Source organism: Terrabacter sp. LjRoot27 (genome assembly GCF_964254175.1).
Lineage (GTDB): Bacteria > Actinomycetota > Actinomycetes > Actinomycetales > Dermatophilaceae > Terrabacter.
In genome coordinates this window covers 4,397,444-4,420,584 of record NZ_CAXUSS020000001.1, presented here as the reverse complement: position 1 = coordinate 4,420,584, position 23,141 = coordinate 4,397,444, and the positions used below count along the sequence as shown (strand labels likewise).

Sequence of the window (23,141 nt, the reverse complement as noted above, 5' to 3'; positions counted from 1 at the left end):
TCGGGACAACGCTTGGATGACGGTTTCAAGTGGCGGGCCTCGGGGTGCGCAGGAATGCTCGGTGTCAGAGGTGTGTGTCGGGCTCGGGGCCGGACGCACCCATCCGCACGGATGCGGGCACCGACGGACCCACGTCGGCGGTCAGCAACCTGCGGTCACCAGGGACATGAAAGGGACGATCGAGTGATACCCAACTCCACACCACACCGGACTCCGGGAGCCCGACGGGCGCGGCGGTCCGTCGCCGCGCTGGGGGCTGTCGCGGCCGTCGCCGCCGGCCTGGCGCTGACGAGCCCGGCCGCGCAGGCCGCGGACCCGTCGGCCTCGGCCTCGGGCAGCGACCCGGCGAGCCGAGAGCGCGCCTTCGAGGCGGCATCGACCGAGTACGGCGTGCCCCGCTCCGTGCTCGAGGCCGTGTCCTACGCGCAGACGCGCTGGGACTTCAACCCGGGCCACAGCACGTCGGGCGGCTACGGGCCGATGCACCTCGTCGACGCGGGCCTCGGCACGCGGGCCGAGGCGAAGGGCCTCGGGGACGCGCCGGCGCCGGAGGCCGCTCCCGTGGCCGACACGCTCGGCCGGGCGGCCGAGCTGACCGGGCTCCCCGAGGACGCGCTGCGCACCGACGAGCTCGCCAACATCCGGGGCGGGGCGGCCCTGCTGGCCGCGACGCAGAAGCGGCTGGGCCTGCCCACGGGCGAGGCCACCGACGCCGGCCAGTGGTACGCCGCCGTGGCCGACGCCTCCGGCTCCGTGCAGGAGGACGTCGCCGAGGCCTTCGCCGACGACACGTACTCCGTCATCGCGTCCGGTGCCTCGCGCCGCACCGTCGACGGCAAGGAGGTCTCCCTGCTGCCCTCGGCCGTCACGGCCGACACCGCTCAGGTCGACCGTCTCGGGCTGCTCAAGAAGCCCAACGGCGGCCCCGTCGACTGCCCGCCCGGGCTCGACTGCGAGTGGATCCCCGCGCCCTACGAGGAGTTCGGCGACGGCGACTACGGCAACCACGACCTCGCCCAGCGCCCGCGCGCGCCGAAGATCACCAACATCGTCATCCACGACACCGAGGCGAGCTACGCCACGACGCTCAAGCTCGTCAGCGACCCGACCTACGTGTCGTGGCAGTACAGCCTGCGCAGCTCCGACGGCCACATCGCCCAGCACCTCGAGCCGCAGGACGTCGGCTGGCACGCGGGCAACTGGTACGTCAACAGCCACTCGATCGGCCTCGAGCACGAGGGCTTCGCGCCGGTCGGCGCCGAGTGGTTCAGCGAGCCGATGTACCGCTCGTCGGCCCGTCTCGTGCGCTACCTCGCGACGAAGTACGACATCCCGCTCGACATGCAGCACATCTTCGGCCACGACCAGATCCCCGGCGTCACGCCGGCCAACGTCGCCGGCATGCACTGGGACCCGGGCCCCTACTGGAACTGGGAGCACTACTTCCAGCTGCTCGGGGCTCCGCTCTCGGCGCACCAGTCCGGTGACGCCAAGGACCTCGTCCGCATCCTCCCCGGCTTCGAGGACAACATCCAGCCGGTGACCTCGTGCACGACCGCGGGCGTGGCCTGCCGGCCGCAGGGCACGAACTTCGTCTACCTGCACACCGAGCCGTCGGCGAGCGCACCGCTCGTCAACGACATCGGCCGCAAGCCGAACGGCACGCCGTCGACGACGAGCGTGTCCGACATCGGGGCGCGCGCCCAGACGGGTCTGACCTTCGCCGTGGCCGAGCGCCGCGGTGACTGGACGGCGATCTGGTTCAACGGGGTCAAGGGCTGGTTCCTCAACCCGGCGAGCGACCCGACGGCCGTCCCGGTCAAGGGCTCCTACGTCGTGCCCAAGGCGGGCCTGGCCAAGGCGCCCGTCTACGGCCGCGCCTACCCCGAGGCGTCCGCGTACCCCGCGGGCATCCCGGTCCAGGCGCTCGCCCCGCTGCAGTACACCTTTGCGGCGGGCCAGCGGTATGCCGTCGGCGACCTCACGGTCCCGACGAACTACTACCGCGCGTCGACGTTCTCGCTCGACACCCCGAACGACCACGTCGACGTCGTCGGGCAGGACCGCTACTACCAGATCTCGCTCGGCCACCGCTTCGCCTACGTCCGCGCCGCGGACGTCGACGTCGTGACGGCCCGCTAGCCCGCGGGGGACCCCCCACCCCAACCGTCGAAGGGCCACAAACCGGGCAGGTTTGTGGCCCTTCGACCGCGTTCGGGCCCGGTTTGTGGCCCTTCGACGGTGTCAGCGGAGGTCGTAGGCCTTGAGGAAGCTGACGATGAAGGGCGCGGCGCCGGTCACGCCGTTGTCGCCGACCTCGTTGTAGGCCGCGATCGCGATGTCCCCGCGGCCGGCGACCATCCACACGTGGGTGTCGGGCGGGCTCTTCGTGCCGAACTCGGCGGTGCCGGTCTTGGCGTACTCCACGCCGAGCGGCTTGAGGACCGTGCCGGACCCCTCGGCGACGACGTCGCGCATCTCCTGCCGCAGCACGCCCGCCTCGGTGGGGTCGAGGGGCGTCGCGGGCTTCGGCAGCGCCGTGGCGCCGGCCACGAGCTGGGGGCGCACCGTCTGGCCCTTCATGACCGACGCGACGACGAGCGCCATCGTCAGCGGCGAGGCCTCGACGCGCCCCTGGCCGATGAACGACGCCGCGTGCTCGACGACGTCGTCGGTCGTCGGCACCGAGCCGAGGAAGCCGGTGAAGGGCAGGTCGAGCTTCTCGCCCATGCCGAGCGACTGCGCGGCCGACACGAGGTCGTCCTGGCTCACCTTCTTGTACTGGCTGATGAAGGCGGTGTTGCACGAGTAGGCGAGGGCGGTCCGCATCGGGATGTCGCCCAGCTTGTCCTTGGGGTAGGTCGTGTAGTTGCTGAACCGGCGACCGTTGACGGTGAGCGTCTCGGTGCACGGCAGCTTCGTCTCGGCCGTGGCGCCCTTGCGCACGTTGGCGAGCGAGCTGACGATCTTGAACGTCGAGCCCGGCGCCTCCTTGCCGGCGAGGGCGAGCGTCGTACCGGCAGCGGCGGGCCCGACGGCGGCGGCGAGCACCTCACCGGTCGACACCCGGACGGCGACGAGCGCGGTCGGGTGCTTCGTCTGCTTGGCGAGCGCGGCCTCGGCCGCGGACTGCGCCTTGGGGTCGAGGGTGATCGTCAGCGGCTCGCCCTCGGTCGACTGCTCGGCGAAGAGCTCGCGCTTGTCGAGGGCGCTGCCGTCGGCGCCGCGCTTGACGGCGTGCACGGCGAGGCCCGGCGTGCCGCGCAGCCGGGCGTCGTAGCGGTACTGGAGGCCGTTCTTGCCGACGGTGTCGCCGGCCTCGAGGGTGTCCTTGGAGGCCTTGATCTGCTCGGCCGTGGCCTCGCCGACGGTGCCGAGGATCGGGGCGGCCCAGGTGCGGCTCGGCCCGAGCACCTGCAGGGCCGGGACGGTGAGCGCGCCCTTGACCTTCTCGATGGCGGCGCCGCGCTCCTCGATGATCGGGTCGGTGGCGCGCAGGGTGACGCCCTCGACGAAGGCCTTCGAGCCGGCGGCCTCGACCTTCGCCGCGAACCGGGCGGGGTCGATCTCGACGAGCGCGGCGAGCTTCTTCGCCGAGGCCGTGGCCTCGGCCCCCGACACCTTCGTCTTGTCGATGCCGACGGCGGCGACCTCGCGCTCGGTCATGATCTTGCCGCCGGAGGAGTCGACGATGTCGGCTCGCCGCGGCCACTTGCGCGCGAGGTCGAGGGTCTCGTCGGAGGTGAGCCGGGGCGCCACGACGCCCGGCGTCCACGACACCCGCCACTGGTCGTCGACGAGGGTCAGGTCGACCTGGGTCTCGTAGGTCCAGTCGGTGGGGGACGTCGAGACGTCCCAGCGGGTGAAGAGCGTGGCCGTGGCGTGGTCGGAGCCCTCGTTGTGGCTCATCTCGCTGAGGGACACCTGCGGGCGCAGCGTGCCGAGGTCCTTGTAGGCCGCCTTGACGAAGGTGGTCGCCTTCGCGGGGGTCGTGTTCTTGAACGTGACCGCACCGAGGTCACCCGTGGCCAGGCCGGTCGCGAGGGCGCGCGCGGTGTCGTCGGGCTTCGGCGGCGACTCGAAGAGCGAGCATCCTGCACCGAGCGTGCCGACGAGCACCCCCGAGAGCGAGACGGCGACGAGAGTCCTGGCGCGAGATCCCCTGAGCATGGCTCCACGGTACGTGCCGGGCCGCGGCCCCCGTGTCATGAGGTCGTGGCGCCCACGTGACGGTCCTGTGCAGGAGCGGTCGTATGCCGGGTGGTCGGGCCGGGTGCCCGGCGCGCGGTCCCGGGGCTGCTCGGTGTGCGGGGACGCCGCCACAGCACGAGCGACCCGAGCAGGCCGACGGCGATGGCGACGAGGTGCACGCCCCAGGCCTGGTCGGCCGGTGAGAGGGCGGCGACGAAGACGTCGCGGCTCGCCTCGACGTGGTCGCGCAGCCCGTTGGGCAGCCCCGAACGGGGCCGCAGGTAGGAGGCGAGGTAGGAGAAGGCGGTCTGGCCGGCGGCGCAGACGGAGAGGAGGACGAGCACCGCGAGCCACGCGACGAGGCGTCGCGCCGGTCGCAGCCCCAAGCCGGCCAGGGCGAGACCCGCGGCCACACCCACGACGACCGGGCTCCACTGCAGCAGGCCCAGCGAACGCTGGAGGCCGAGCAGCGCGACGAGGACGGCACTGACCCAGCTGCCGAGGGCGACGGCCAGCGGTGCGGCGGCCAGGGCGCGCAGCACCGGGCCGCCCAGGGCGACGGTCAGACCCAGCACGAGACCGAGGACGGTGCCCACGACCGCCACGGCGAGGACGCCGAGGATGACGCGGTCGTCGCGGTCGAAGTCGCTGCCGAGCTGGCGGGTGGCGCCGGCCGACTGGGCGATCGTGTAGGCGCTGGACGTCAGGGCGCCGAGGACGGCGAGCGCAGCCACCCGGAGACGTCGCCCGGCGCGGGGACGCACCCAGAGCGTCGCGAGGGCCGCGAGCGCGCCGCCGACGAGCGTGATCGTCAGGAGCAGCCCGAGGCGCGCCGTCGTGAAGGGGAGCAGGCTGATGTAGCCGTCCGTCGCCGAGCCGGTGGCGACGTCGAAGGGCCAGTTGCGCGGCGACCGTGCGCCGAGCCCGTCGATGGTCCAGGGCAGCGCGCCGCCGACCCACCAGGCCGCCGCCGCGAGCGGCAGGACCGGCCAGAGGTGGTCGCGGGCAGGCCGATGGGGCGCCACACTGCCCACGCCAACGCCGGTGTCCACGCGCAGATCCGATCATGACTGACCGACATCCGCCAATCGTCGGCGTGCTCGCCGCAGCCGGTCGGCATCCCCGGGTCGCGGCTGGGGGCCGGGCTCAGCGCTCGGGGCGCCAGAGCTGCACGGAGGCCACCGGCTCGAAGCCCGCCGCGAGGAACGCGCGCAGGGCACGGGCGTTGCCGGGCGCGCAGGCCGCGACGACGACGTCGCCCTCGTCGATGAGCGTCAGCGCGTCGCGCACGACGTCGGTCCCGACGTGGTCCTTGGACGGGTCGGTCTCGAGGCCCACCTCGGGCAGCCCGCCCAGCCCCGTCGAGAGGGTCACGAGCGTGTGGTCGTCCGGGGCGGCATACCCGAAGGTCGTGACGTCGCTGCGCACCGACGTCGCGTGCTCGGCGCGGGGGTGGTTGCGCAGGTCGCTGCGCGGCACGAGCACCGGCTCGCCGCCCGTGCCGCGCGCCACGAGGATGATGTCGAGGGCGTCGATCCAGCCGGTGCCGGCGAGGCGCGAGACGAGGCGCGGGTTGCTCGCCCCGCCGAAGCCGTCCGGGCTCAGCGAGTCCAGGGTGCCGTCGGAGACGTCGTCGTCGACGGCGAGGTACGCGTGGCCGGTGAAGGCGACGACGCCCTCCACGCCGGCCCGCCACGGCTCGACGCGCTGCCACGCGCCGTCCACGGCCGGGAAGTCGCCGCCTGCGGCCTTGCTGAGGACTTCGGCAATGGGGTGCACGCCGTCCATCAAACCCGCCGCGTCGACCCCGCGCCCGCCGGGGTCCACCTGTTGGCACCCGCCGGCAGCTCTCCCGGTGCTCCCCGGACGGCCCCGCCGGGTAGGTTGTGGCCATGTCCCGACCGCACGCGGCCGCCATCGTGGAGGACGCCGTCCACGAGCAGATCGAGCGCGTGCTCCGCAGCCGCGGCTGGGGCAACCGGGTCATCACCCACGTGGGCTACGGCTCGTCCTCCTTCGTCCGTGTCTATGCGCGGATCCTCCTCGGGCGCAAGGGCCGTGAGGACGTCGAGGGCCCCGAGGCCCGTCAGGACGCGACCGGCGCGCTGAGCCCGGCCCACTACGACCGGGGCTGGCGCGCCTTCATCACCTCACCGGCCACGGGGGTGCCGGTCAAGGTCACCGTGGGCGACCGCGAGGTCTACGGACGGTCGGACCGCGGCGGCCACGTCGACATCGTCGCCCGGGACCACGGGCTCGCCCCCGGCTGGCAGCAGGTCGTCGTCGAGGCGCAGGGCACCGACCCCGTCGCGGCCGACGTCTTCATCGTCGCCGACGGCGTGACGCACGGCATCGTCAGCGACATCGACGACACCGTCATCACGACGATGCTGCCCCGCCCGATGATCGCGGCGTTCAACACCTTCGTGCGCCGGGCCAAGGCGCGTCACGCGGTCGCGGGCATGGCGCCGATGTACCGCCGCATCCTCTCGGCCCACCCCGGCGCGCCCATCGTCTACGTCTCGACCGGCGCGTGGAACACCTCTGCCACGCTCAACCGCTTCCTCGTCGAGAACGGCTTCCCCCTCGGTCCGCTCATGCTCACCGACTGGGGTCCCACCAACACCGGCTGGTTCCGCAGCGGGCAGGCGCACAAGCGCACCTGCCTCGACCGGCTGGCCCGCGACTTCCCCGAGATCACGTGGCTGCTCGTCGGCGACGACGGCCAGCACGACCCGCAGATCTACGCCGACTTCGCCGAGGCGCGCCCCGACCGCGTCGACGCCATCTGCATCCGGCACCTGTCGCCGACCGAGCAGGTGCTGTCCAACCCGATGAAGATCGACTCACCCATCCGTCCCTGGGCGGCGCGATCGGTGCCGACCTTCTCGGCAGCCGACGGGCACGCGATGCTCCGGGTGCTCGAGGGCGCCGGCAAGGTCGGTGAGCCCGTGGCGACCGACGAGCAGCCCTCGCGTCCGGGCCGTTCCGTCGGGTCCGGGTGACAGACTGGGGTCATGCCTGAGCTGCCGGAGGTGCAGGCGCTCGTCGACTTCCTCGCCGAGCGGACGGACGGCCTTGCCATCACGAAGGTCGAGCTCGCGTCGTTCAGCGTGCTCAAGACGTTCAACCCGCCGCCCCAGGCGCTCGAGGGTGCGCCCATCGACGGCGTCCACCGCCACGGCAAGTTCCTCGACATCGACGCCGATGGCACGCACCTCGTCTTCCACCTCGCGCGCGCCGGCTGGCTGCGCTGGTCCGACCAGCTGCCGACGACCGTCGTGCGTCCCGGCAAGTCGCCGATCGCCTTGCGGGTGAGGCTGTCCGACGGCTCGGGCTTCGACCTGACCGAGGCCGGCACCAAGAAGTCCCTCGCCGCCTACATCGTCACGGACCCCGCAGAGGTGCCCGGCATCGCGCGCCTCGGGCCCGACCCGATGGCCGACGACTTCACGCTCGAGCGGTTCCGGTCGATGCTCGAGGGCCGACGCACGCAGATCAAGGGCCTGCTGCGCGACCAGGAGTTCATCGCGGGCGTCGGCAACGCCTACTCCGACGAGATCCTCCACGTGGCCAAGATCAGCCCGTTCGCCATCGCCGGCACGCTCGCCCCCGAGGTGGTCGACCGGTTGTATGCCGCCCTGCGCGACACGCTGAAGGGCGCCGTCACGACGGCGTCGGGCAAGCCGGCCAAGGAGCTCAAGGACGCCAAGCGAGCGGGCATGCGGGTCCATGCGCGCACCGGTGAGACGTGCCCGGAGTGCGGCGACATCGTGCGCGAGGTGTCGTTCGCTGACACGTCCCTGCAGTACTGCGCCACCTGCCAGACCGGTGGCAAGCCGCTCGCCGACCGGCGGATGTCCAAGCTGCTCAAGTGAGCGAGCCTGCGCGCCGCGCCGGTGGCGCAGCTCGTCGTCGTCAAGGTCAGCCAGCGCTACCTGGTCGCGACTAGGCCGCGACGCGGATTCGTCCGGAATGCAACGCTTCCGGTCTCGTGGTTGTCTTCATCGTCATGAAGCCGTTGACCCACCACGTCCCGCGCGGTCCCCTCCAGCCCGTCCGTCCCGGACGAGGACTCCTCGCCCTCGCCCTCGGAGCCGTGCTCGTCACGAGCGCGTGCGGGCAGGCGACGCCGTCACCCGGCGTCGCGACCCCGGCCGGCGGCGACGGAGGGTCGGCCACGGCGAGCTCGACGGGTGACGCCGGTGCGGGAGCCCAGACGGTGACGTCGGGCGGCGTGCGCCTCGAGGCGACGATGGCCCCGGGTGGCCCCGAGGCCGGAGCGACGGGGGCCGGCATCGCGGCGAGTCCCGGTCTCGTCGTCGACTACACGCTGACCAACACCGGCACGAAGCCCGTCCTCGCCTTCGACGTCGTCCCCGCCGACCTGGGCAGCGCGACCCTCCCCGCGGACGTCGACCTCAAGCACGCGTGGGTCTACGAGCAGTCCGGCGTCCTCCGCCTGAGCAAACAGGGCTTCGCGCCGGGCCCGAACGTCCGCTTCGCCGCCGCCCCCGTCATGGGCGGCCACACGGTCGCGCCCGGTGCCAGCATCACGGGGAAGGCGTATGCCGTGTCGCCGCCGACGCTCGACGTGCCGGGTGAGTCCTTCCAGGCCCCGCGCACCCCGGTCGACCCGGGCGTCAAGCAGTGGCAGCTCTGCATCCAGGTCACCGACCGCGCCGCACAGGCCCGACCGTCCGCCGTCGGGGGTGGCGTCGTCGAGGCGGCGTCCACGGCTCCGCAGGGCGAGGAGCTCGTCTGCACCCCTCCGTCGACGATCCCGGTCGGCTGACGGGGCACGCCCGGCCCGTCAGGGTCCGTCGAGGCTCGTGACGGCGGCGCGGCTGCTCGCGAGGTGGTCACGGAAGACCGCTGCCGCACGGTCGGCGTCGCGGGAGCGGAGGGCCTCGACGATGGAGCGGTGCTCGGCGACCATGGCGGCCGGCTCGGCGTGCTGGTTGAGCAGCCACGCCATCCGACCGGCGACCGGCTCGATGATCGAGCTGAGCACGCGGCTGCGGGCGAGGTCGACCAGCGCGTCGTGGAAAGCGGCGTTGGCGCCGACCGCCTCGGCGTGACGACCGGCTCGGGTGTGGGCGTCGGCCCGAGTCACGAGGTCGTCGAGGGTCGCGAGGCCCTCCTCGTCGAGCACGTCGACGAGCCGGTGCGACAGCACGGCCTCGAGGGACTCGCGCACCGCGAAGAGCATGGCGACGTCGTCGGGGTCGAGGCGGCGTACGACCATGCCCCGTGTGGCCCGCTCCTCGAGGAAGCCCTCCCGCTCGAGGGCGCGCAGCGCCTCCCGCACGGGCACCCGGGAGACGCCGAGCTGCTCGGCGACCTGGCGCTCGACGACGCGCGTGCCGGGGGCGAGGTCGCCGGACACGATGCGCCGGCGCAGCGCCTCGGTGACGGAGTCGCGGAGCGATCCCGCATGTTCCTCACGAGTAGGCATTGACCACCCCTCCTCAGTTGGTATACCAAATTGGTATACCAAAAACGGCTCGGCCCGAGCCTAACCCCTGGAGGTCCCGCATGTGCCTGCACGACCACGACGCCACGCCGTCCCTGCCGCCCGCGGCCCTCTCGCGTCGCAACGTCATCGCCGGGGCCGCGGTCCTCGCGGGCGTCACGGCCGGGGGGATCGCCTCGGCCTCGTCGGCACAGGCCGCTGACACGGTGGCCCGCGGCCGGACCGGCTCCCTCCGGCCCACGACCGCAGCCCCGCTCGTCGTCGAGGGCGGCTCGGTCGTCGACCCCCTCACGGGCCACGTCGCCGAGGACGGCGTCGTCGTCATCCGCGACGGTCGGGTGCTCGCCGTCGGCTCGCGCGACGCGACGCGGCGGGCCGTGGCCTCGGTCGGCTCCGCCGCGCGACGGGTGGACGCCTCGGGACGCTGGGTCGTGCCGGGTCTCATCGACGTGCACGTCCACGCCAACGCGCTCGCGGACGCCCGCGCCCTGCTGCAGGCCGGCGCCACGTCGGTGCGCAGCGGGTCCTCCTCCTTCTACCAGGACGTCGCGATGCGCTCCCTGCCCGACTGGGCGCCCGGCCTCGCGCCCCGCATGCGGGCCGCCGGCATCTTCGTGTCGCCGCAGCTCGGCGACTCGCTGCTCGCCGACCCCGAGCTCGCCCCGCTCGCGGCCCTCCCCGGCGGCGTCACGTCGACCGCCGACATCGCCCACGTGACCCGGGTCAACGTCTCCCGCGGTGTCGACGTCGTCAAGACGAGGGCCAACCCACGGGCCGGGCTCGCCGAGCAGGACCCGCGCGAGCTCGTCTACGACCGTGAGCAGCTCACGGCCGTGGTCCGCGCCGCGAGCGGGCGCCCGGTGCTGTGTCACGCGTACAGCGCCGAGGGCATCGACGGTGCCGTCCGCGCCGGCGTCCGCAGCATCGAGCACGGCGTCTTCGTCGGCGACGCGACGATCTCGGAGATGGCCCGGCGCGACACCCACTTCACGCCGACCCTCGCCGCGATCAGCGGCATGATCGGCTCGAGCAACCCCGTCCTCGACGCCCGCGGTCGCGAGTACACCCCGATCCTCATGAAGGCCGTCCGCGAGGCCCACGAGCGTGGCGTCACGATCGTGGCCGGCACCGACTCCTTCGGCACCGACGTCGACCCCATCGGGTCCGAGGTGCGCCTGCTCGTCGAGGCCGGACTGACCCCGCTCGACGCGCTGCGGGCGGCGACGACGAGCGCGGCGCGGATGCTCGGCTGGTCGCGTCAGGCCGGCCGGCTCGTGCCGGGCGGCTTCGGCGACCTGCTCGTCGTCGACGGCAACCCGCTCGACGACGGCGGCGCGGTCGAGCGGGTCCGGGTCGTCGTGGCCCAGGGCGCGGTGGTGCGCCACCCCTGACGGGTCAGAGGTGGAGCGAGACGTGGCCGCCGTTGGCGATGCCGAGGCAGCTGAAGAGCATGAACGAGCCGGGCCAGGCCGCGGCGGCCACCAGGCACCACGTCTTGACCGACCGTGACGCGGCCCGGGCCCCGTCCCAGTCGCCGAGGGCCCACCTGGGGTTGACCTGGGTCGACTTGATGATCGCGACGATCCCGAAGGGCGTGAAGCAGAAGATCGTGCACAGGATCGCCCAGCCGAGCCGGGTCGGTGGTGGCGGTGCCTGGCCACTGCGGGGGCCGACCCACTCGGCGATGGGGGTGGCGGCATACGGCAGCGGGTCGACCCGGCCGGCGGGCGGCGGCAGCGGGACGGGCGGCGGGCTCAGCGGCGCCGTCGGTCCGGCTGTCGCCGCGGTCTTCGCTGGGGCGTGGTCCGGCGGCTCGAGGTCGGGCAGCCACTGGGACCAGGTGTCCTGCGTGGGATCGGGTCGGCGGTCGTCCATGGTCCGGGTGCTCCTGGCTCGGCGGGTCGGTCACTGGTGAGACCCGTCAGGAGCGACAGCGTTCCATGCGGAGCGAGGTTCGGGGCGCGAACCGGACGAATCGACCCGGTCAGATGATGGTGGGGTCGCCGTCCGCCGCGAGCTGCTTGCCGGCCCGCTCCCACTCGAGCATCCCGCCCTCGACGTTGGCGACGTCGTAGCCCTGGTGCACGAGCCACTGGACCGCGCGGGCGGAGCGGCCGCCCATGCGGCAGACGACGGCGACGGTGTCGTCGGTCTCGGGCAGCTCGTCGATGCGCGCCGGCAGCTCACCGAGCGGGATGTGGATGGCGTTGGGGGCATGGCCGGCGGCCCACTCGTCGGCCTCGCGGACGTCGACGAGGACGGCGTCGTCGGGCAGCTCGGACACGGTCGTCGTGGGGATGCTCATGCCTTCATCGTGGCACGACGCCGCCGTCCGACGACCGTTGGTCCGCGTCCGCCGGCGACACGCGGTGGGACACGCCGGGGTGGGCGACGCACGGCCACCAACGGTCGTCCGTCGGTCAGGAGGCCCGGGCGACGAGGGTGTTGAGCACGGCCGCGGCCTCGTCGGCGTCGTCGACGGTGACGACGACGTCCGGCTCGCCGATGCGGTGGACGACGAGGGCCTCGCCGGCACGGGTGACGTAGCCGCGGCGGCCGTCGACGCCGATGCGCCAGCCCCATCCGCCGAACTCGCGCAGCGGCGACACGGTGCCGGTCGTGGCCGAGGCGACCCGCTCGATCGGCACGCGGGACCACGACAGTCCGGCGCTCGAGACCCGGAGTCCGGAGGCGTCCACGGTCACGCGCGCGCAGAGGGTGAGGGCGAGCAGGGCCCCGAGGGCGAGGGCCAGCAGCCACACCCACACGAACCCGGAGAGCGCCACCCAGACGAGCGGCAGGGCGACGACGACCGCCAGCGTCACCGTCGGGCCCACGCGCAGGCTCGCCCGTCCGGTCCACGCGAGCCGCGTCGTCGGCGGGACGTCCAGGCGGCGCGCGTCGGCGGGTAGGGGCTCGCGTGCTCCGGCGACCTCGGGCGGCGTCGTGCGTCCCCAGCGCCAGATCCCGACGGCCACGAGAGCGGTCAGCAGGAGCGTCGGCACGACCCACTGCGGCGGGAACGCCTCGGGGACCTGCCCCGGCCGCTGCGCGACGAGGCCACCGAAGAGCACCCCACCGAGGAAGACCGCGAGGCCACCGGCCACGGCGGCGAGGGGACCCCGGGCGGAGCGGTGCATGACCGCGGCGAGACCGACGAGGGCGAGCGGCATCACCGTCGTGATGACGGCCGCGGTGACGACCGCGGTCGCGAAGGGCTGCCAGCGGTCCGGCTCGCCGTGCAGGCCCCAGTGGACGGCCACGGGGTCCGGCACCAGGTCCCGGACGGCATACGCCAGGCCGGTGCCGGCCGCGGCCACGACGGGAGCCAGCACGGCGCTCGCGACGAGGGCATGGGTGGGGCGGCGGTCGGAGGTCATCGCTGGAACTCGCTCTCGATGAGTCGGGTGAGGTCGGTCGGGGTGGCGCCCACGAGTCGCGCCTCGGCGACGAGCGCGGCGGCCAGGGTGCGCAGCCGGGCGTCACCACCGGGGTCCGACGCGCTGACGACGGCCCCACGGCCCCGGCGCAGGTCGATGAGGCCCTCGTCGCGCAGGGACTGGTAGGCGCGGAGCACCGTGTGGAGGTTGACGTCGAGGACACCGGCGACCTCCCTCGCGGACGGCAGCCGGTCGCCCTTCGCGAGCCGTCCGGAGGCCATCTCGCGGCGCACGCAGGCGGCCACCTGCACGTGCAACGCGGTGCTCGACGTGGGGTCCACCTGCCACAACATAGTTCTATTATGACTATAACTACTCGGCAAAGCCAAGCGGATAGTGTGGGAGTCGTGAAGATCCTGTCGATCCAGTCCCACGTCGCCTACGGCCACGCCGGCAACTCGGCCGCGGTCTTCCCGCTCCAGCGGCTCGGGCACGAGGTCTATCCCGTGCTCACGGTGACCTTCTCCAACCACACGGGCTACGGCTCGACCCGTGGCCCGCTCATCGCTCCTTCCGATGTCGCGGCCGTCATCGACGGTGTCGAGGAGCGGGGCGCCTTCCCGGCGATCGACGCGGTGCTCTCCGGCTACCAGGGCGCCGAGGCCGTCGGCGAGGTCGTCCTCGACGCCGTCGCGCGGGTCAAGGCGGCCAACCCCTCGGCCGTCTACTGCTGCGACCCGGTCATGGGCGACGTCGGTCGCGGCTTCTTCGTGCGCGAGGGCATCCCCGAGTACATGCGCGACCACGTCGTGCCGAAGGCCGACATCGTCACCCCCAACCAGTTCGAGCTCGAGTTCCTCGTCGGCCGTCCGGTGTCCACGCAGTCCGAGCTCGTCGCCGCGGCCCGCGAGCTCGTCGCGCAGGGTCCGACGGCGGTCCTCGTCACGAGCGCGCTGACCTCCGACACTCCCGAGGGCACGATCCAGATGGCGTGCGTCACCGCCGACGACGCCTGGGTCGTGACGACCCCGATGCTGCCGATGACGGTCCGCGGGGGCGGCGACGTGACCGCCGCGGTCTTCCTCGCGCACTACCTGACCGACGGTCCCGAGGTGGCCCTGAGCCGCACCGCGGCGACGATGTATGCCGTGCTGGAGCGCACGCACGCGAGCGGCTCGGACGAGATGCTGCTCGTGGCCGAGCAGGACGCGATCGCCCATCCTGACGAGATTTTTGAAATCTCTTCGATCGCTTGACCGTTTCGCCCCGAACCGCGTTATAGTCGCAACGCGCCGTTCCGCATGACCACCCCTGACCGTGCGGAACGGCGCTTTTTCATGCCTCAATTCAGTGGAATCCGAATCAAATCACTTCGGTTTCCATCGAGTCGGTGCGCGAGCGACCGGCGTGCGGTTCAGTGCTGAGCGGCGAGCTGGCCGCGGATCGCGCCGCCCGGGAACTCTGCGTTGTGCACGTTGACGTAGTAGTCCTCCGGGTTGGCGAGGATGTCCGCAACGGTCTGGCCACTCACGAACTTGCCGGCCTCGCCCTCGGTCAGGCAGTCCGCGGCGTTTCCGTCGGCCGGGGCGGCCAGGTTGACGACGACGGGGCCGTTGGTGCCGGCCGCGCCCTTGTGGATGTGCGCCGCCTGGGCGGGAGCGATCTTGCTGACGGTGAGGACGTAGCAGAGCGTCGTCGGGTCCCCGTCGATGCCGTTGACGTAGACCTCACCGCGACCGTTCGGGTCCCCGGCGATCGCCTTGGAGGTGCCGACCTCGGCGCGACCGGTGAGGTCGGCCTCGAGCACGGTGTTCGTGTGACCCGCGAAGGCGGGGGCGAGGGGGACGAGCAGGACGACCGAGGCGCAGGCCGCGGCGACGGCGAGCGTGCGTTGCTTGGAGCGCATGGTGGTGCCTTTCGGTTGGCCCCCGAGGTGAGTTGCCCCTGACGTCCCTCGTTCGTCACGGCTCCTCCTCCCGGATTGCGTCGCCCAGCCAGCACGCCAGCCAGCCCCGCCGGCCAGCTCGCCCGCTGGGGCTCGGGTGACGCGCCGATCGGGGTCGATCGGGATGTCTCAGGTTTGCGGTAGAGATGCGTATAGCCTCCGATCGTGGACCCGATCACGAACCCGTACGCCCCGGGCGCGGGCCAGCGCCCGCCCGAGCTCGCCGGCCGTGACGAGCAGCTGCGCACCTTCGACGTCGTGCTCGAGCGGATCGCCCGCGGACGCTCCGAGCGCTCGATCGTCCTGACCGGACTGCGCGGGGTCGGCAAGACCGTGCTGCTCAACGCCCTGCGCAGCTCGGCCGTGCGGGCCGACTGGGGCACCGGCAAGTTCGAGGCGCGCCCCGACCAGCGGCTGCGCCGTCCGTTGGCCGCGGCCGCCCACCAGGCCGTGCGCGAGCTGGGGCACCCGCGCGGCGAGGACGTCGACCACGTGCTCGGCATCATCAAGGCCTTCGCGCTGCGCGACGCCCCGACGGGAGCCAAGCTGCGCGACAAGTGGCAGCCCGGCATCGACGTCCCGGCCGTCACCGGGCGGGCCGACTCGGGTGACATCGAGATCGACCTCGTCGAGCTCTTCACCGACATCGGGGGACTGGCCGCCGACGTCGGCAAGGGCATCGCCTCCTTCATCGACGAGATGCAGGACCTCGACCCCGACGACGTGTCGGCCCTCTGCGCGGCCTGCCACGAGATCTCGCAGTCGGGCCTGCCGGTCATCGTCGTCGGCGCCGGCCTGCCGCACCTGCCCGCCGTGCTCTCGGCCTCGAAGTCATACTCGGAGAGGCTCTTTCGCTACTCGCGCATCGACCGGCTGCCCCGCGACTCCGCCGATCGCGCGCTCGTCGGCCCGGCCACCGAGGAGGGCTGCGAGTTCACGCCCGAGGCCCTCGACGAGATGTATGCCGTCACGGCCGGCTACCCGTACTTCATCCAGGCCTACGGCAAGGTCGTGTGGGACGTCGCGCCCTCCTCGCCCGTCACGGCCCAGGACATCCGCGTCGCGGTGCCCGAGGCCGAGTCCGAGCTCGCCGTCGGCTTCTTCGGCTCACGCTTCGAGCGGGCGACGCCCGCCGAGCGCGAGTACCTCCGGGCCATGGCCGACGCCGCGCTCGTCAACCCGTCCGCGGGGGAGGGGGACCCGGAACGGGACGTGCCCGTGGTCGGCGACGACGCGGCATACGTCCGCGACGGGGTGACCGAGCGCGAGGCGGTGCCGACGTCCGCCGTGGCGGAGGTGCTGGGGCGCAAGCCGCAGTCGCTCTCGCCCGCCCGCGACGCCCTCATCAAGAAGGGCCTCATCTACTCCGGTGAGCGCGGCCTCATCGCCTTCACCGTGCCGCACTTCGGCCGCTACCTGCGCACGCAGTCCTGAGCGCCCGGAAGCGCTAGGCGGGTGACTCGCCCGCGGCGACGTCGAGGTGGGCGCGCCGCCCGTCGCGGTCGAGCACGAGGATGACCTCGACCGGCTCGTCGTCCGCGGTGATGGCGTGCGGGACCATCGTCGAGAACTGCGCCGACTGGCCCTCCTCGACGACGACGACGCGCTCGCCGAGGTGCAGCCGGGCCGTGCCGGACAGGACGGTGAACCACTCGTGACCGGGGTGCACGCCGAGGCGTCCGTCGTGGCGGGTGGCCGTGATCCGCATCCTGGCCACGACGAGACCGTGCGGCTCGTCCTCACGCGTCAGCAGCCAGGTCGTGCGGCCGTGCGCGGTGTCGCGTCGCGGGTGGATGACGACGTCGTCGTCGCTCGCGAGGTCGACGAGCTCGTCGATGCTCGTGCCGAGCGCGCGGGCGATGGGACCCAGCTGGTCGATGGCGATCCGACGGTGGCCGGTCTCGATCCGGCTCAGCGTCGACGGGCTGATCCCGCACCGGCCGGCGAGGGCGTCGAGGGACCATCCGCGGGCGAGTCGGAGGCCGCGGATGCGGGCGCGGATCACGGCGTCGAGGTCGAGTTCTTGCGTCATCAGCAAGATCGTATGCCGTGTGCGCAAGAGAGTCGTACCGTGGCCGTCATGTCGCACTCACACCACGCAGACACCCCTGCCCACCAGGGACACCTGGACCACGACGGCCGCGGCCACGGCGAGCACGGCCACGACGACGCGGCGTCCGAGTCCGGGGGAGCCGACCTCCTCGACCTGGACGGCGAGGTGCTCCGGGCCTACTGGGACACCGCTCTCGACCGCGTGACCGCGGCCATGACCTCGCTGCCCACCACGCGGCAGGCCCGCGTCGTCGACCTCGGTGCCGGCACCGGCACCGGCTCGCTCGGCCTGGCGCGCCGGCTGCCCGACGCCGAGGTCGTCGCCGTCGACGTCTCCGAGCTCGCGCTCTCCCGCATCGACGCCAAGGCGCGCGCTGCCGGGCTCGCCGACCGGGTCCGCACCCTGCTGGCCGACCTCGACGCCGGCTGGCCCGACCTCGAACCGATCGACCTCACGTGGGCCTCGATGTCGCTGCACCACCTCGCCGACCCGACGCGGGCGCTCTCGGACCTTCGTCGGATCACCCGCGACGGGGGACTCGTCGCGGTCGCGGAGTTCGACGAGCCGCTGCGCTTCCTTCCCGACGACCTCGGCGTCGGTCGACCCGGCTTCGAGACCCGCGCGCTCGAGGTGCTCTCCGCGGTGCACGCCGAGGCGCTGCCGACCATCGGCGCGTCGTGGGCCGAGCTGCTCGGCGAGGCGGGCTGGACCGTGGTCGACGAGCACGACGTCGTCATCGACGAGCGCTCGCCCGACCACCCGCTCGCCGGCCGCTACGCCCGAGCCTGGTTCGACCGGCTCTCGCACGGTCTCACCGACCGGCTGGACGCCGAGGACCTGCACACTCTCGAGGCCCTGCTCGACGACGACGGCCCGCACGCGCTGCTCCGCCGCAGCGACCTGCACCTGCACGGAGTCCGCACGCTGACGATCGCTCGCCGCTGACCTACCCCGCCCTGGACCTGGCCGGGCCGAGGGTGGCGAGCCGATGGGGAGTGCTCCCCGGTTTTCGGCGCGCCGGGCCCGGGCACGCTGCCCTAGCGTCGGATCCGGGACCAACGCCGGCGCGACCGCCCGGCGGGCCCGGGGGCCACGGCCCCACGACCGCACAGGGGACACCATGAAGAAGATGATCGCGCTCGCCGCAGCCGCGGCGGCGCTCGCCGGAGCCGTCGTGGCATCGGCACCCACGGCCCAGGCCGCCACGTCGCGCAACGGCGTGTGCGAGTCGGGCGAGTTCTGCCTCTACTACAACTCGGGCAACGGCGGGTCCCTCGTCGACCTCGCGAACAGCCAGTCGGACTACGGCACCGGGGCCGGGTGCGTCACCTTCGTCTCGGCGGGGAACGGTCAGGGCCAGTGCGTCAAGAACAACGCCGCGTCCGTCTGGAACCGCGAGGCCGCCGTCGCAACCGTCTTCTACCGGAGCGGCTACTCCGGGGCCATCGACTCGGTCGACGCGGGCGTCAAGGCGGACCTCCGGCCGGAGCTGAAGAACGAGAACGCCGGCCACATCGTCGGAGTCGCCACCAACGACACGTTCGAGTACGGCGTCTACCACGCTGCCGGCGCCCGCGTCACGGCGTGGTTCGACGGCTACCTCAACACCCCGGGGCGGCACGAGGGCATCGACGTCGCCTACCAGTCGGGTGCCGACGTCTTCGCCGTCCTCGGCGGCACGGTGACCCGCGTGACCGAGGGCAGCGACGCGACGGACGCGCTGTCCACGCTCGCGGTCTACAACGCGACGTACGACAAGACCATCGTCTACCTCCACCTCAACCCGTTGGGCTTCGCTGTGGGGCAGTCGATCTCGAAGGGCCAGAAGGTCGGTGACGAGGCGGCGCGCGGTGCGCCCGCCACCCACACCCACGTCGAGATGCGCCCTGGGCGACAGACCGCGGCGACCTTCAGCAGCGACACGACCCTCGTGAACCCGGTGCCCACCCAGTTCTGGATGGACCGCGGCTACAACGCCTGCTGCCAGTGACGCGTCGGGGTGTGGCCGACGCCGTCGGCCACACCCCGACCGCGTGACCTCAGCCGGGCACCACGAGCTGGACGGTGCGCCAGGTCGTGCGGAGCGCCGGTCCGATGACGTCGACGCCACCGGCCATGGTCACGACGAGCCAGGCAGCCGCCAGCGTGAGAGCGGGCCCGACGACGTAGCGCTCGACGGCGTGGTCGGTGCTGAGTGCCAGGTAGTTGTAGCGGTGGCCGAGGACGGGCCAGAAGAGCGGGCAGCCCTGCACCGTGGCCATGTCGCCGAGCAGGTGGACCGTGACCCCGATCGCGACCGCCCACGGCACGACCTCGACGGGGAAGGAGTCGAGCACGGCCCCTCGGGTCAGCATCGCGCCCATGAGCAGGCAGAGGAGCGTGTGCCCCACCGTCGCCCGGACCATGTTGACGCGCAGGGCCGCCGCCGCGAGGGCGAAGAGGAACGAGAGGAACAGGCCGAGGGGCAGCCCGCCGACGCTGGTCACGTAGGCCGCCAGCCCGGTGAAGGCCGCCAGTCCGACGAAGGAGTGGGTGCCGTTGCGGTGTCCACCGCTGACGAGGCCCACGCACCAGGCGAGTCCGGCCGTGACCGGCCCGAGGGAGCGTGCCGGCGTCGCGTGGGCGTGGTCGATGTCCGGCAGCACTGCCGCGCCCGCCGCCGTAACGGCTGCGACCGGGACCGCCCAGGCCTCGACGGTGACGCCGTGGTCGCGGAGCAGCGGCGTGAGGGCGAGCACGGCCACCGCTCCTGACAGTGCATGTGTCCTACCGAGCACCGCTGGCCATCCATCGCACGACCGCAGACTCTAGCCAGCCGGTGCGGCGAGCCCCACACCGGGGAGCACGTCGACGGCGAGCCGGTCGTATCCGAATTCCATTGTGTGGCAGGGTTGCCGACCGTGCCCGTTCGCTCGTTGACTCGCTTGCTGACCGTTCTCCTCGCGGCGGGCGCGGCGGGCGTCGCGCTCGCCGGGTGCGGGCTCCCGCTCCCGTCGCCCGGGGTGGGCGGCCCGCACGCCTCGACGCGCGTCGTGCCCGGCGCGTCGGCAGGCGGAGTCGACCCGAGCTCCCGGCCCGCGCCCGTCCCCACGCTGACGCCCGCTCAGGCGCGGGCTGCACTCACCTCGCTCGACATCCTCTCGGTCAAGGGTCGGGCGCCGAGGACCGGCTACGACCGGGACGCCTTCGGTCCGGCCTGGAGCGACGACGTCGACGTCAGTCTCGGCCACAACGGCTGCGACACCCGCAACGACGTCCTGCGGCGGGACCTCGTCGCCGAGCGGCTGAAACCCGGCACGCGTGGATGCGTCGTCGTCTCAGGCACCCTCGCGGATCCCTACACAGGTCGCACCATCACCTTCGTCCGGGGACGCGCGACGTCGTCGAAGGTGCAGATCGACCACGTCGTCGCCCTCGGCGACGCGTGGGTGACGGGCGCGCAGCAGCTGAGCCCGACCCAGCGGAGGACGCTCGCGAACGACCCGAACAACCTGCTCGCCGTCGACGGGCCGACGAACAGCGCCAAGCGTGACGCCGACGCAGCGTCGTGGCTCCCGCTGAACAAGGCGTACCGCTGCACGTACGTCGCGCGCCAGGTCGCCGTGAAGCTGCGCTACCACCTGTGGGTCACGGCCGCCGAGAAGGCGCAGATCGCGCGGATCCTCACCGGATGCTCGCGAGCGCGCTGACGGCGCTGCTGCTGCGCTGACGTCGCGCTGGCTCCGGGAGGGTGGAAGGGCCGGACCCCACCTGACTGCCAAGCCGTGAGGGAGGGGTGGAGTGGCAGTCAATCCCGGCCCTTCCAGTAGGACACGCTACGGGACGAGGGGCGCCTGGTGGGGGCGAAGGAGCCGCCGAATCCGGTGATCCGGGCTGGAATGTGTCGTTCGTCCGCCTCATGTGCCGAGGGGGTGGAGTGCGACTTTTTCCCGGAATCGCCCGTATCGGCGTTCGACGAGCACCTCGGCGCCCATCGGTCCGCGCCGTCCTAGCCTGCTGGCATCCGGGGTCCTCGGCATCCCGGCGACCCCTGGCGGACCGATGCCCAGACCGACTGAACGCCCGACCGCGTACGTGCCGGGGCTCGACGGAGTTCGCGCGCTGGCGGTGGCGGCTGTCGTCGGCTACCACCTCGGTGTCCCGTCCCTCAGCGGCGGACTGCTCGGGGTCGGGGTCTTCTTCACGCTCAGCGGCTTCCTCATCACGGGCGTGCTCGTCTCCGGCTGGGAGCGCACCCGGACGGTCGGACTCCGCCGCTTCTACGTGCACCGGGCCCGCCGTCTGCTGCCCGCCGTCGTCGTGCTCCTCGTCGTCGTCTCCTTCGTCTCGGTCGTCACCCAGCCCGAGCACGCGGGCGAGCGGCTCGCCGAGTCGGTGGCCGCCCTGCTCTACGTCAGCAACTGGAAGACGATCACGGACGGCGAGTCCTACTTCCAGCGGTTCAGTGGTCCCGGACCCTTCGACCACCTGTGGTCCCTCGCCGTCGAGGAGCAGTTCTACGTCGTGTGGCCCGTGCTGCTGCTGGCGCTCGTCGTCCTCGTGCGGGGTCGGCTGCGCGGCGCGGCGACGCTGACGACGGCGCTCGCCGTCGCGTCCTTCGTGCTCCTCTGGCTGCTCGCCGTGCCGGGCTTCGACAACACGCGGGCCTACGAGGGCACGGACGCCAGGGCCGGAGGTCTGCTCGTCGGTGCGGCCGTGGCCCTGGTCTGGCGTCGCGGCTCGCTGCCGCCCCTCGACGACCGGCGCGGCCGCCGCGCCCTCGACGGCGTCGGTCTCGCCTGCCTCGTCGTCGTCCTCGCCCTCATGACGCTCACGGACGAGTACTCGCTGACGCTCTATCGCGGGGGACTGCTCCTGCTGTCGCTGGCCACGGCCGGCCTCGTCGCCGTCGTGTCGCACCCGCGGTCCCGACTCGGCCGCCTGCTCGGTGTCGCACCGCTGCGCTGGGTCGGCGAGCGGTCGTACGGCATCTACCTCTGGCACCTGCCCGTCGTCGCTCTGACCGGGCCGGCCGTGCTGAGCGGTCATGACGCGGCCCGGGGCGCCCTGCAACTCGGCCTGACGCTGCTGCTCGCGACGCTGTCGTGGAACCTCGTCGAGGACCCGATCCGGCGTCGCGGCTTCCGACGCGCCCTGCGCCCGCGACGTCCCCAGCCCGGTGACCTGCCGCGCGCCGTTCCGTCGATGCCGGTCGTCGCCGCGGGCACCATCGCCCTGGCCATCGTGGCCGTCACGTCGCTGAGCGCGGCGGCGCTCGTCGGTCGCGGCGGGACGGACGACGCCCGAGCCGACCCGGGCGACCCTCCCGTGCCGCCGGCCACCGCGGCGACCTCGACACCGTCGGCGTCCTCCTCGACGTCATCGGCGGCGTCATCGGCGGCGTCATCGACGGCGACGCCACCGACCGCCGCGCCCACGCGCACCCCGTCGCGGACCTCGTGCACGTCACTCGTCCACGTCGGCGACTCGACGTCCGTCGGTCTCGTCGACCCGGCATACCAACCTCGTGCAGCGACGCGCCTGCCCGCGCAGTACGCCCGCGTCGGGGTCACGAGCTTCGTCCCCGACATCCTCGGGGCGCGCTCGATCGTCGAGACCTTCCGGGGCCAGCCGAACGCCGAGAGCGCCGTGACCTCGAGGACCACGCAGGGGTATGCCGGGTGCTGGGTCCTCGCCATGGGCACCAACGAGGTGGCGAACCAGTACGTCGGGGGTGTCGTGCCGCTCGCCGACCGGATCGACCGGCTGATGCGGCCCATCGGCAACCACCCGGTCCTGTGGCTGACGGTGCGCACCACCGACACGTCGGGTCCGTACGCCGACCGCGAGATGGAGAAGTGGAACGCGGCCCTGCTCGAGGCGTGCACCCGCTACCCGAACCTGCGCGTCTACGACTGGCGCGCCGAGGTGCGGCGGTCGTGGTTCGTCGACGACGGCATCCACTTCACGACGAAGGGCTACGTCGAGCGCGGGCGGAGGGTGGCCGACGCCCTGGTCCGGGCCTTCCCGGCCACCGGGCAACCGGCTCAGGAGTGCCTCGTCCGCTCGGGCGACTGACGGGTCCGGACACCCCGGGCACCAGTCGGTTTCGTGACG

22 protein-coding genes are annotated in these 23,141 nt (G+C 73.0%); 11 read left to right on the top strand and 11 right to left on the bottom strand.

What is annotated here, in order from left to right:
- Positions 1-183: 183 nt before the first annotated feature.
- On the top strand, positions 184-2,142 hold the full coding sequence (locus ACSQ2D_RS20385) for an N-acetylmuramoyl-L-alanine amidase (protein ID WP_435987739.1): 1,959 nt from the start codon (positions 184-186) through the stop codon (positions 2,140-2,142).
- 102 nt (positions 2,143-2,244) lie between these two features.
- Here ACSQ2D_RS20385 and ACSQ2D_RS20380 read toward each other — a convergent pair whose 3' ends face one another.
- The 3 genes from ACSQ2D_RS20380 to ACSQ2D_RS20370 form a co-directional block, all read right to left on the bottom strand.
- Positions 2,245-4,170: a penicillin-binding transpeptidase domain-containing protein gene (locus tag ACSQ2D_RS20380; RefSeq protein WP_435987738.1), complete on the bottom strand. Its 1,926-nt coding sequence runs from the start codon at positions 4,168-4,170 to the stop codon at positions 2,245-2,247.
- A gap of 35 nt (positions 4,171-4,205) precedes the next feature.
- Positions 4,206-5,243 (bottom strand): hypothetical protein, encoded by a 1,038-nt coding sequence (locus ACSQ2D_RS20375; RefSeq protein WP_435987737.1) that lies wholly within the window; start codon positions 5,241-5,243, stop codon positions 4,206-4,208.
- Between the two features lie 94 nt (positions 5,244-5,337).
- Positions 5,338-5,970 (bottom strand): N-acetyltransferase, encoded by a 633-nt coding sequence (locus tag ACSQ2D_RS20370; RefSeq protein ID WP_435987736.1) that lies wholly within the window; start codon positions 5,968-5,970, stop codon positions 5,338-5,340.
- A 113-nt stretch (positions 5,971-6,083) separates the two neighbouring features.
- Between ACSQ2D_RS20370 and ACSQ2D_RS20365 the strand changes: the two genes are divergently transcribed.
- The 3 genes from ACSQ2D_RS20365 to ACSQ2D_RS20355 all read left to right on the top strand — a co-directional run bounded on the left by ACSQ2D_RS20365 (position 6,084) and on the right by ACSQ2D_RS20355 (position 8,986).
- Complete coding sequence (locus ACSQ2D_RS20365; protein ID WP_435987735.1) at positions 6,084-7,196, top strand: App1 family protein; 1,113 nt, start codon at positions 6,084-6,086, stop codon at positions 7,194-7,196.
- A 12-nt stretch (positions 7,197-7,208) separates the two neighbouring features.
- Entirely contained in the window at positions 7,209-8,069 is an 861-nt protein-coding gene (locus ACSQ2D_RS20360) for an Fpg/Nei family DNA glycosylase (RefSeq protein ID WP_435987734.1), read from the top strand.
- 116 nt (positions 8,070-8,185) lie between these two features.
- Entirely contained in the window at positions 8,186-8,986 is an 801-nt protein-coding gene (locus ACSQ2D_RS20355) for a hypothetical protein (protein WP_435987733.1), read from the top strand.
- Positions 8,987-9,004: 18 nt separating this feature from the next.
- Here ACSQ2D_RS20355 and ACSQ2D_RS20350 read toward each other — a convergent pair whose 3' ends face one another.
- Positions 9,005-9,649 (bottom strand): GntR family transcriptional regulator, encoded by a 645-nt coding sequence (locus ACSQ2D_RS20350; protein ID WP_435987732.1) that lies wholly within the window; start codon positions 9,647-9,649, stop codon positions 9,005-9,007.
- Positions 9,650-9,729: 80 nt separating this feature from the next.
- On the opposite strand from ACSQ2D_RS20350, the gene ACSQ2D_RS20345 reads away from it, so the two are divergent.
- Positions 9,730-11,058 (top strand): amidohydrolase family protein, encoded by a 1,329-nt coding sequence (locus ACSQ2D_RS20345; protein WP_435987731.1) that lies wholly within the window; start codon positions 9,730-9,732, stop codon positions 11,056-11,058.
- Between the two features lie 4 nt (positions 11,059-11,062).
- Here ACSQ2D_RS20345 and ACSQ2D_RS20340 read toward each other — a convergent pair whose 3' ends face one another.
- The 4 genes from ACSQ2D_RS20340 to ACSQ2D_RS20325 form a co-directional block, all read right to left on the bottom strand.
- Positions 11,063-11,542, bottom strand: coding sequence for a CD225/dispanin family protein (locus ACSQ2D_RS20340; RefSeq protein ID WP_435987730.1), 480 nt, complete (start codon positions 11,540-11,542; stop codon positions 11,063-11,065).
- Between the two features lie 109 nt (positions 11,543-11,651).
- Positions 11,652-11,972 carry a rhodanese-like domain-containing protein gene (locus tag ACSQ2D_RS20335; protein ID WP_435987729.1) on the bottom strand — a complete coding sequence of 107 codons (321 nt, stop codon included), beginning with the start codon at positions 11,970-11,972 and terminating at the stop codon, positions 11,652-11,654.
- 115 nt (positions 11,973-12,087) lie between these two features.
- Positions 12,088-13,047 (bottom strand): DUF1648 domain-containing protein, encoded by a 960-nt coding sequence (locus ACSQ2D_RS20330; RefSeq protein WP_435987728.1) that lies wholly within the window; start codon positions 13,045-13,047, stop codon positions 12,088-12,090.
- Positions 13,044-13,400: a GntR family transcriptional regulator gene (locus tag ACSQ2D_RS20325; protein WP_435987727.1), complete on the bottom strand. Its 357-nt coding sequence runs from the start codon at positions 13,398-13,400 to the stop codon at positions 13,044-13,046. Before ACSQ2D_RS20325 ends, ACSQ2D_RS20330 begins: the two co-directional genes overlap by 4 nt.
- A 54-nt stretch (positions 13,401-13,454) precedes the next feature.
- Here ACSQ2D_RS20325 and pdxY point away from each other — a divergent pair, with 54 nt between their 5' ends.
- On the top strand, positions 13,455-14,303 hold the full coding sequence (gene pdxY / locus ACSQ2D_RS20320; protein ID WP_435987726.1) for a pyridoxal kinase PdxY: 849 nt from the start codon (positions 13,455-13,457) through the stop codon (positions 14,301-14,303).
- 158 nt (positions 14,304-14,461) lie between these two features.
- Here the strand turns inward: pdxY and ACSQ2D_RS20315 are convergent, their stop codons facing one another.
- On the bottom strand, positions 14,462-14,953 hold the full coding sequence (locus tag ACSQ2D_RS20315; RefSeq protein WP_435987725.1) for a CHRD domain-containing protein: 492 nt from the start codon (positions 14,951-14,953) through the stop codon (positions 14,462-14,464).
- A gap of 204 nt (positions 14,954-15,157) precedes the next feature.
- On the opposite strand from ACSQ2D_RS20315, the gene ACSQ2D_RS20310 reads away from it, so the two are divergent.
- Positions 15,158-16,426: an AAA family ATPase gene (locus ACSQ2D_RS20310; protein ID WP_435987724.1), complete on the top strand. Its 1,269-nt coding sequence runs from the start codon at positions 15,158-15,160 to the stop codon at positions 16,424-16,426.
- 13 nt (positions 16,427-16,439) lie between these two features.
- On the opposite strand, the gene ACSQ2D_RS20305 is transcribed toward ACSQ2D_RS20310, so the two are convergent.
- The gene (locus ACSQ2D_RS20305; RefSeq protein ID WP_435987723.1) at positions 16,440-17,024 is read right to left on the bottom strand and encodes a helix-turn-helix domain-containing protein; all 585 of its coding nucleotides are present in this window, start codon (positions 17,022-17,024) and stop codon (positions 16,440-16,442) included.
- Positions 17,025-17,072: 48 nt separating this feature from the next.
- Here ACSQ2D_RS20305 and ACSQ2D_RS20300 point away from each other — a divergent pair, with 48 nt between their 5' ends.
- Together ACSQ2D_RS20300 and ACSQ2D_RS20295 are read left to right on the top strand one after the other, a co-directional pair.
- Entirely contained in the window at positions 17,073-17,990 is a 918-nt protein-coding gene (locus tag ACSQ2D_RS20300) for a class I SAM-dependent methyltransferase (protein WP_435987722.1), read from the top strand.
- Positions 17,991-18,165: 175 nt separating this feature from the next.
- Complete coding sequence (locus ACSQ2D_RS20295) at positions 18,166-19,035, top strand: peptidase inhibitor family I36 protein (RefSeq protein WP_435987721.1); 870 nt, start codon at positions 18,166-18,168, stop codon at positions 19,033-19,035.
- A 49-nt stretch (positions 19,036-19,084) separates the two neighbouring features.
- On the opposite strand, the gene ACSQ2D_RS20290 is transcribed toward ACSQ2D_RS20295, so the two are convergent.
- The gene (locus ACSQ2D_RS20290; RefSeq protein ID WP_435987720.1) at positions 19,085-19,822 is read right to left on the bottom strand and encodes a metal-dependent hydrolase; all 738 of its coding nucleotides are present in this window, start codon (positions 19,820-19,822) and stop codon (positions 19,085-19,087) included.
- Positions 19,823-19,969: 147 nt separating this feature from the next.
- Here ACSQ2D_RS20290 and ACSQ2D_RS20285 point away from each other — a divergent pair, with 147 nt between their 5' ends.
- On the top strand, positions 19,970-20,734 hold the full coding sequence (locus tag ACSQ2D_RS20285) for an HNH endonuclease family protein (RefSeq protein WP_435987719.1): 765 nt from the start codon (positions 19,970-19,972) through the stop codon (positions 20,732-20,734).
- A 352-nt stretch (positions 20,735-21,086) separates the two neighbouring features.
- A complete protein-coding gene (locus ACSQ2D_RS20280) occupies positions 21,087-23,102 on the top strand; it encodes an acyltransferase family protein (protein WP_435987718.1) in 2,016 nt (671 codons plus the stop codon).
- Positions 23,103-23,141: the final 39 nt, after the last annotated feature.

Bases quoted from the DNA above. Each gene is read 5' to 3' on its own strand.
- ACSQ2D_RS20340 (WP_435987730.1), bottom strand. From the start codon at position 11,542: ATGGACGACCGCCGACCCGATCCCACGCAGGACACCTGGTCCCAGTGG.
- ACSQ2D_RS20330 (WP_435987728.1), bottom strand. From the start codon at position 13,047: ATGACCTCCGACCGCCGCCCCACCCATGCCCTCGTCGCGAGCGCCGTG.
- ACSQ2D_RS20335 (WP_435987729.1), bottom strand. From the start codon at position 11,972: ATGAGCATCCCCACGACGACCGTGTCCGAGCTGCCCGACGACGCCGTC.
- ACSQ2D_RS20360 (WP_435987734.1), top strand. From the start codon at position 7,209: ATGCCTGAGCTGCCGGAGGTGCAGGCGCTCGTCGACTTCCTCGCCGAG.
- ACSQ2D_RS20295 (WP_435987721.1), top strand. From the start codon at position 18,166: ATGAAGAAGATGATCGCGCTCGCCGCAGCCGCGGCGGCGCTCGCCGGA.
- ACSQ2D_RS20305 (WP_435987723.1), bottom strand. From the start codon at position 17,024: ATGACGCAAGAACTCGACCTCGACGCCGTGATCCGCGCCCGCATCCGC.
- ACSQ2D_RS20365 (WP_435987735.1), top strand. From the start codon at position 6,084: ATGTCCCGACCGCACGCGGCCGCCATCGTGGAGGACGCCGTCCACGAG.
- ACSQ2D_RS20315 (WP_435987725.1), bottom strand. From the start codon at position 14,953: ATGCGCTCCAAGCAACGCACGCTCGCCGTCGCCGCGGCCTGCGCCTCG.
- ACSQ2D_RS20380 (WP_435987738.1), bottom strand. From the start codon at position 4,170: ATGCTCAGGGGATCTCGCGCCAGGACTCTCGTCGCCGTCTCGCTCTCG.
- ACSQ2D_RS20345 (WP_435987731.1), top strand. From the start codon at position 9,730: ATGTGCCTGCACGACCACGACGCCACGCCGTCCCTGCCGCCCGCGGCC.
- ACSQ2D_RS20350 (WP_435987732.1), bottom strand. From the start codon at position 9,649: ATGCCTACTCGTGAGGAACATGCGGGATCGCTCCGCGACTCCGTCACC.
- ACSQ2D_RS20325 (WP_435987727.1), bottom strand. From the start codon at position 13,400: ATGTTGTGGCAGGTGGACCCCACGTCGAGCACCGCGTTGCACGTGCAG.
- ACSQ2D_RS20300 (WP_435987722.1), top strand. From the start codon at position 17,073: ATGTCGCACTCACACCACGCAGACACCCCTGCCCACCAGGGACACCTG.
- ACSQ2D_RS20280 (WP_435987718.1), top strand. From the start codon at position 21,087: ATGCCCAGACCGACTGAACGCCCGACCGCGTACGTGCCGGGGCTCGAC.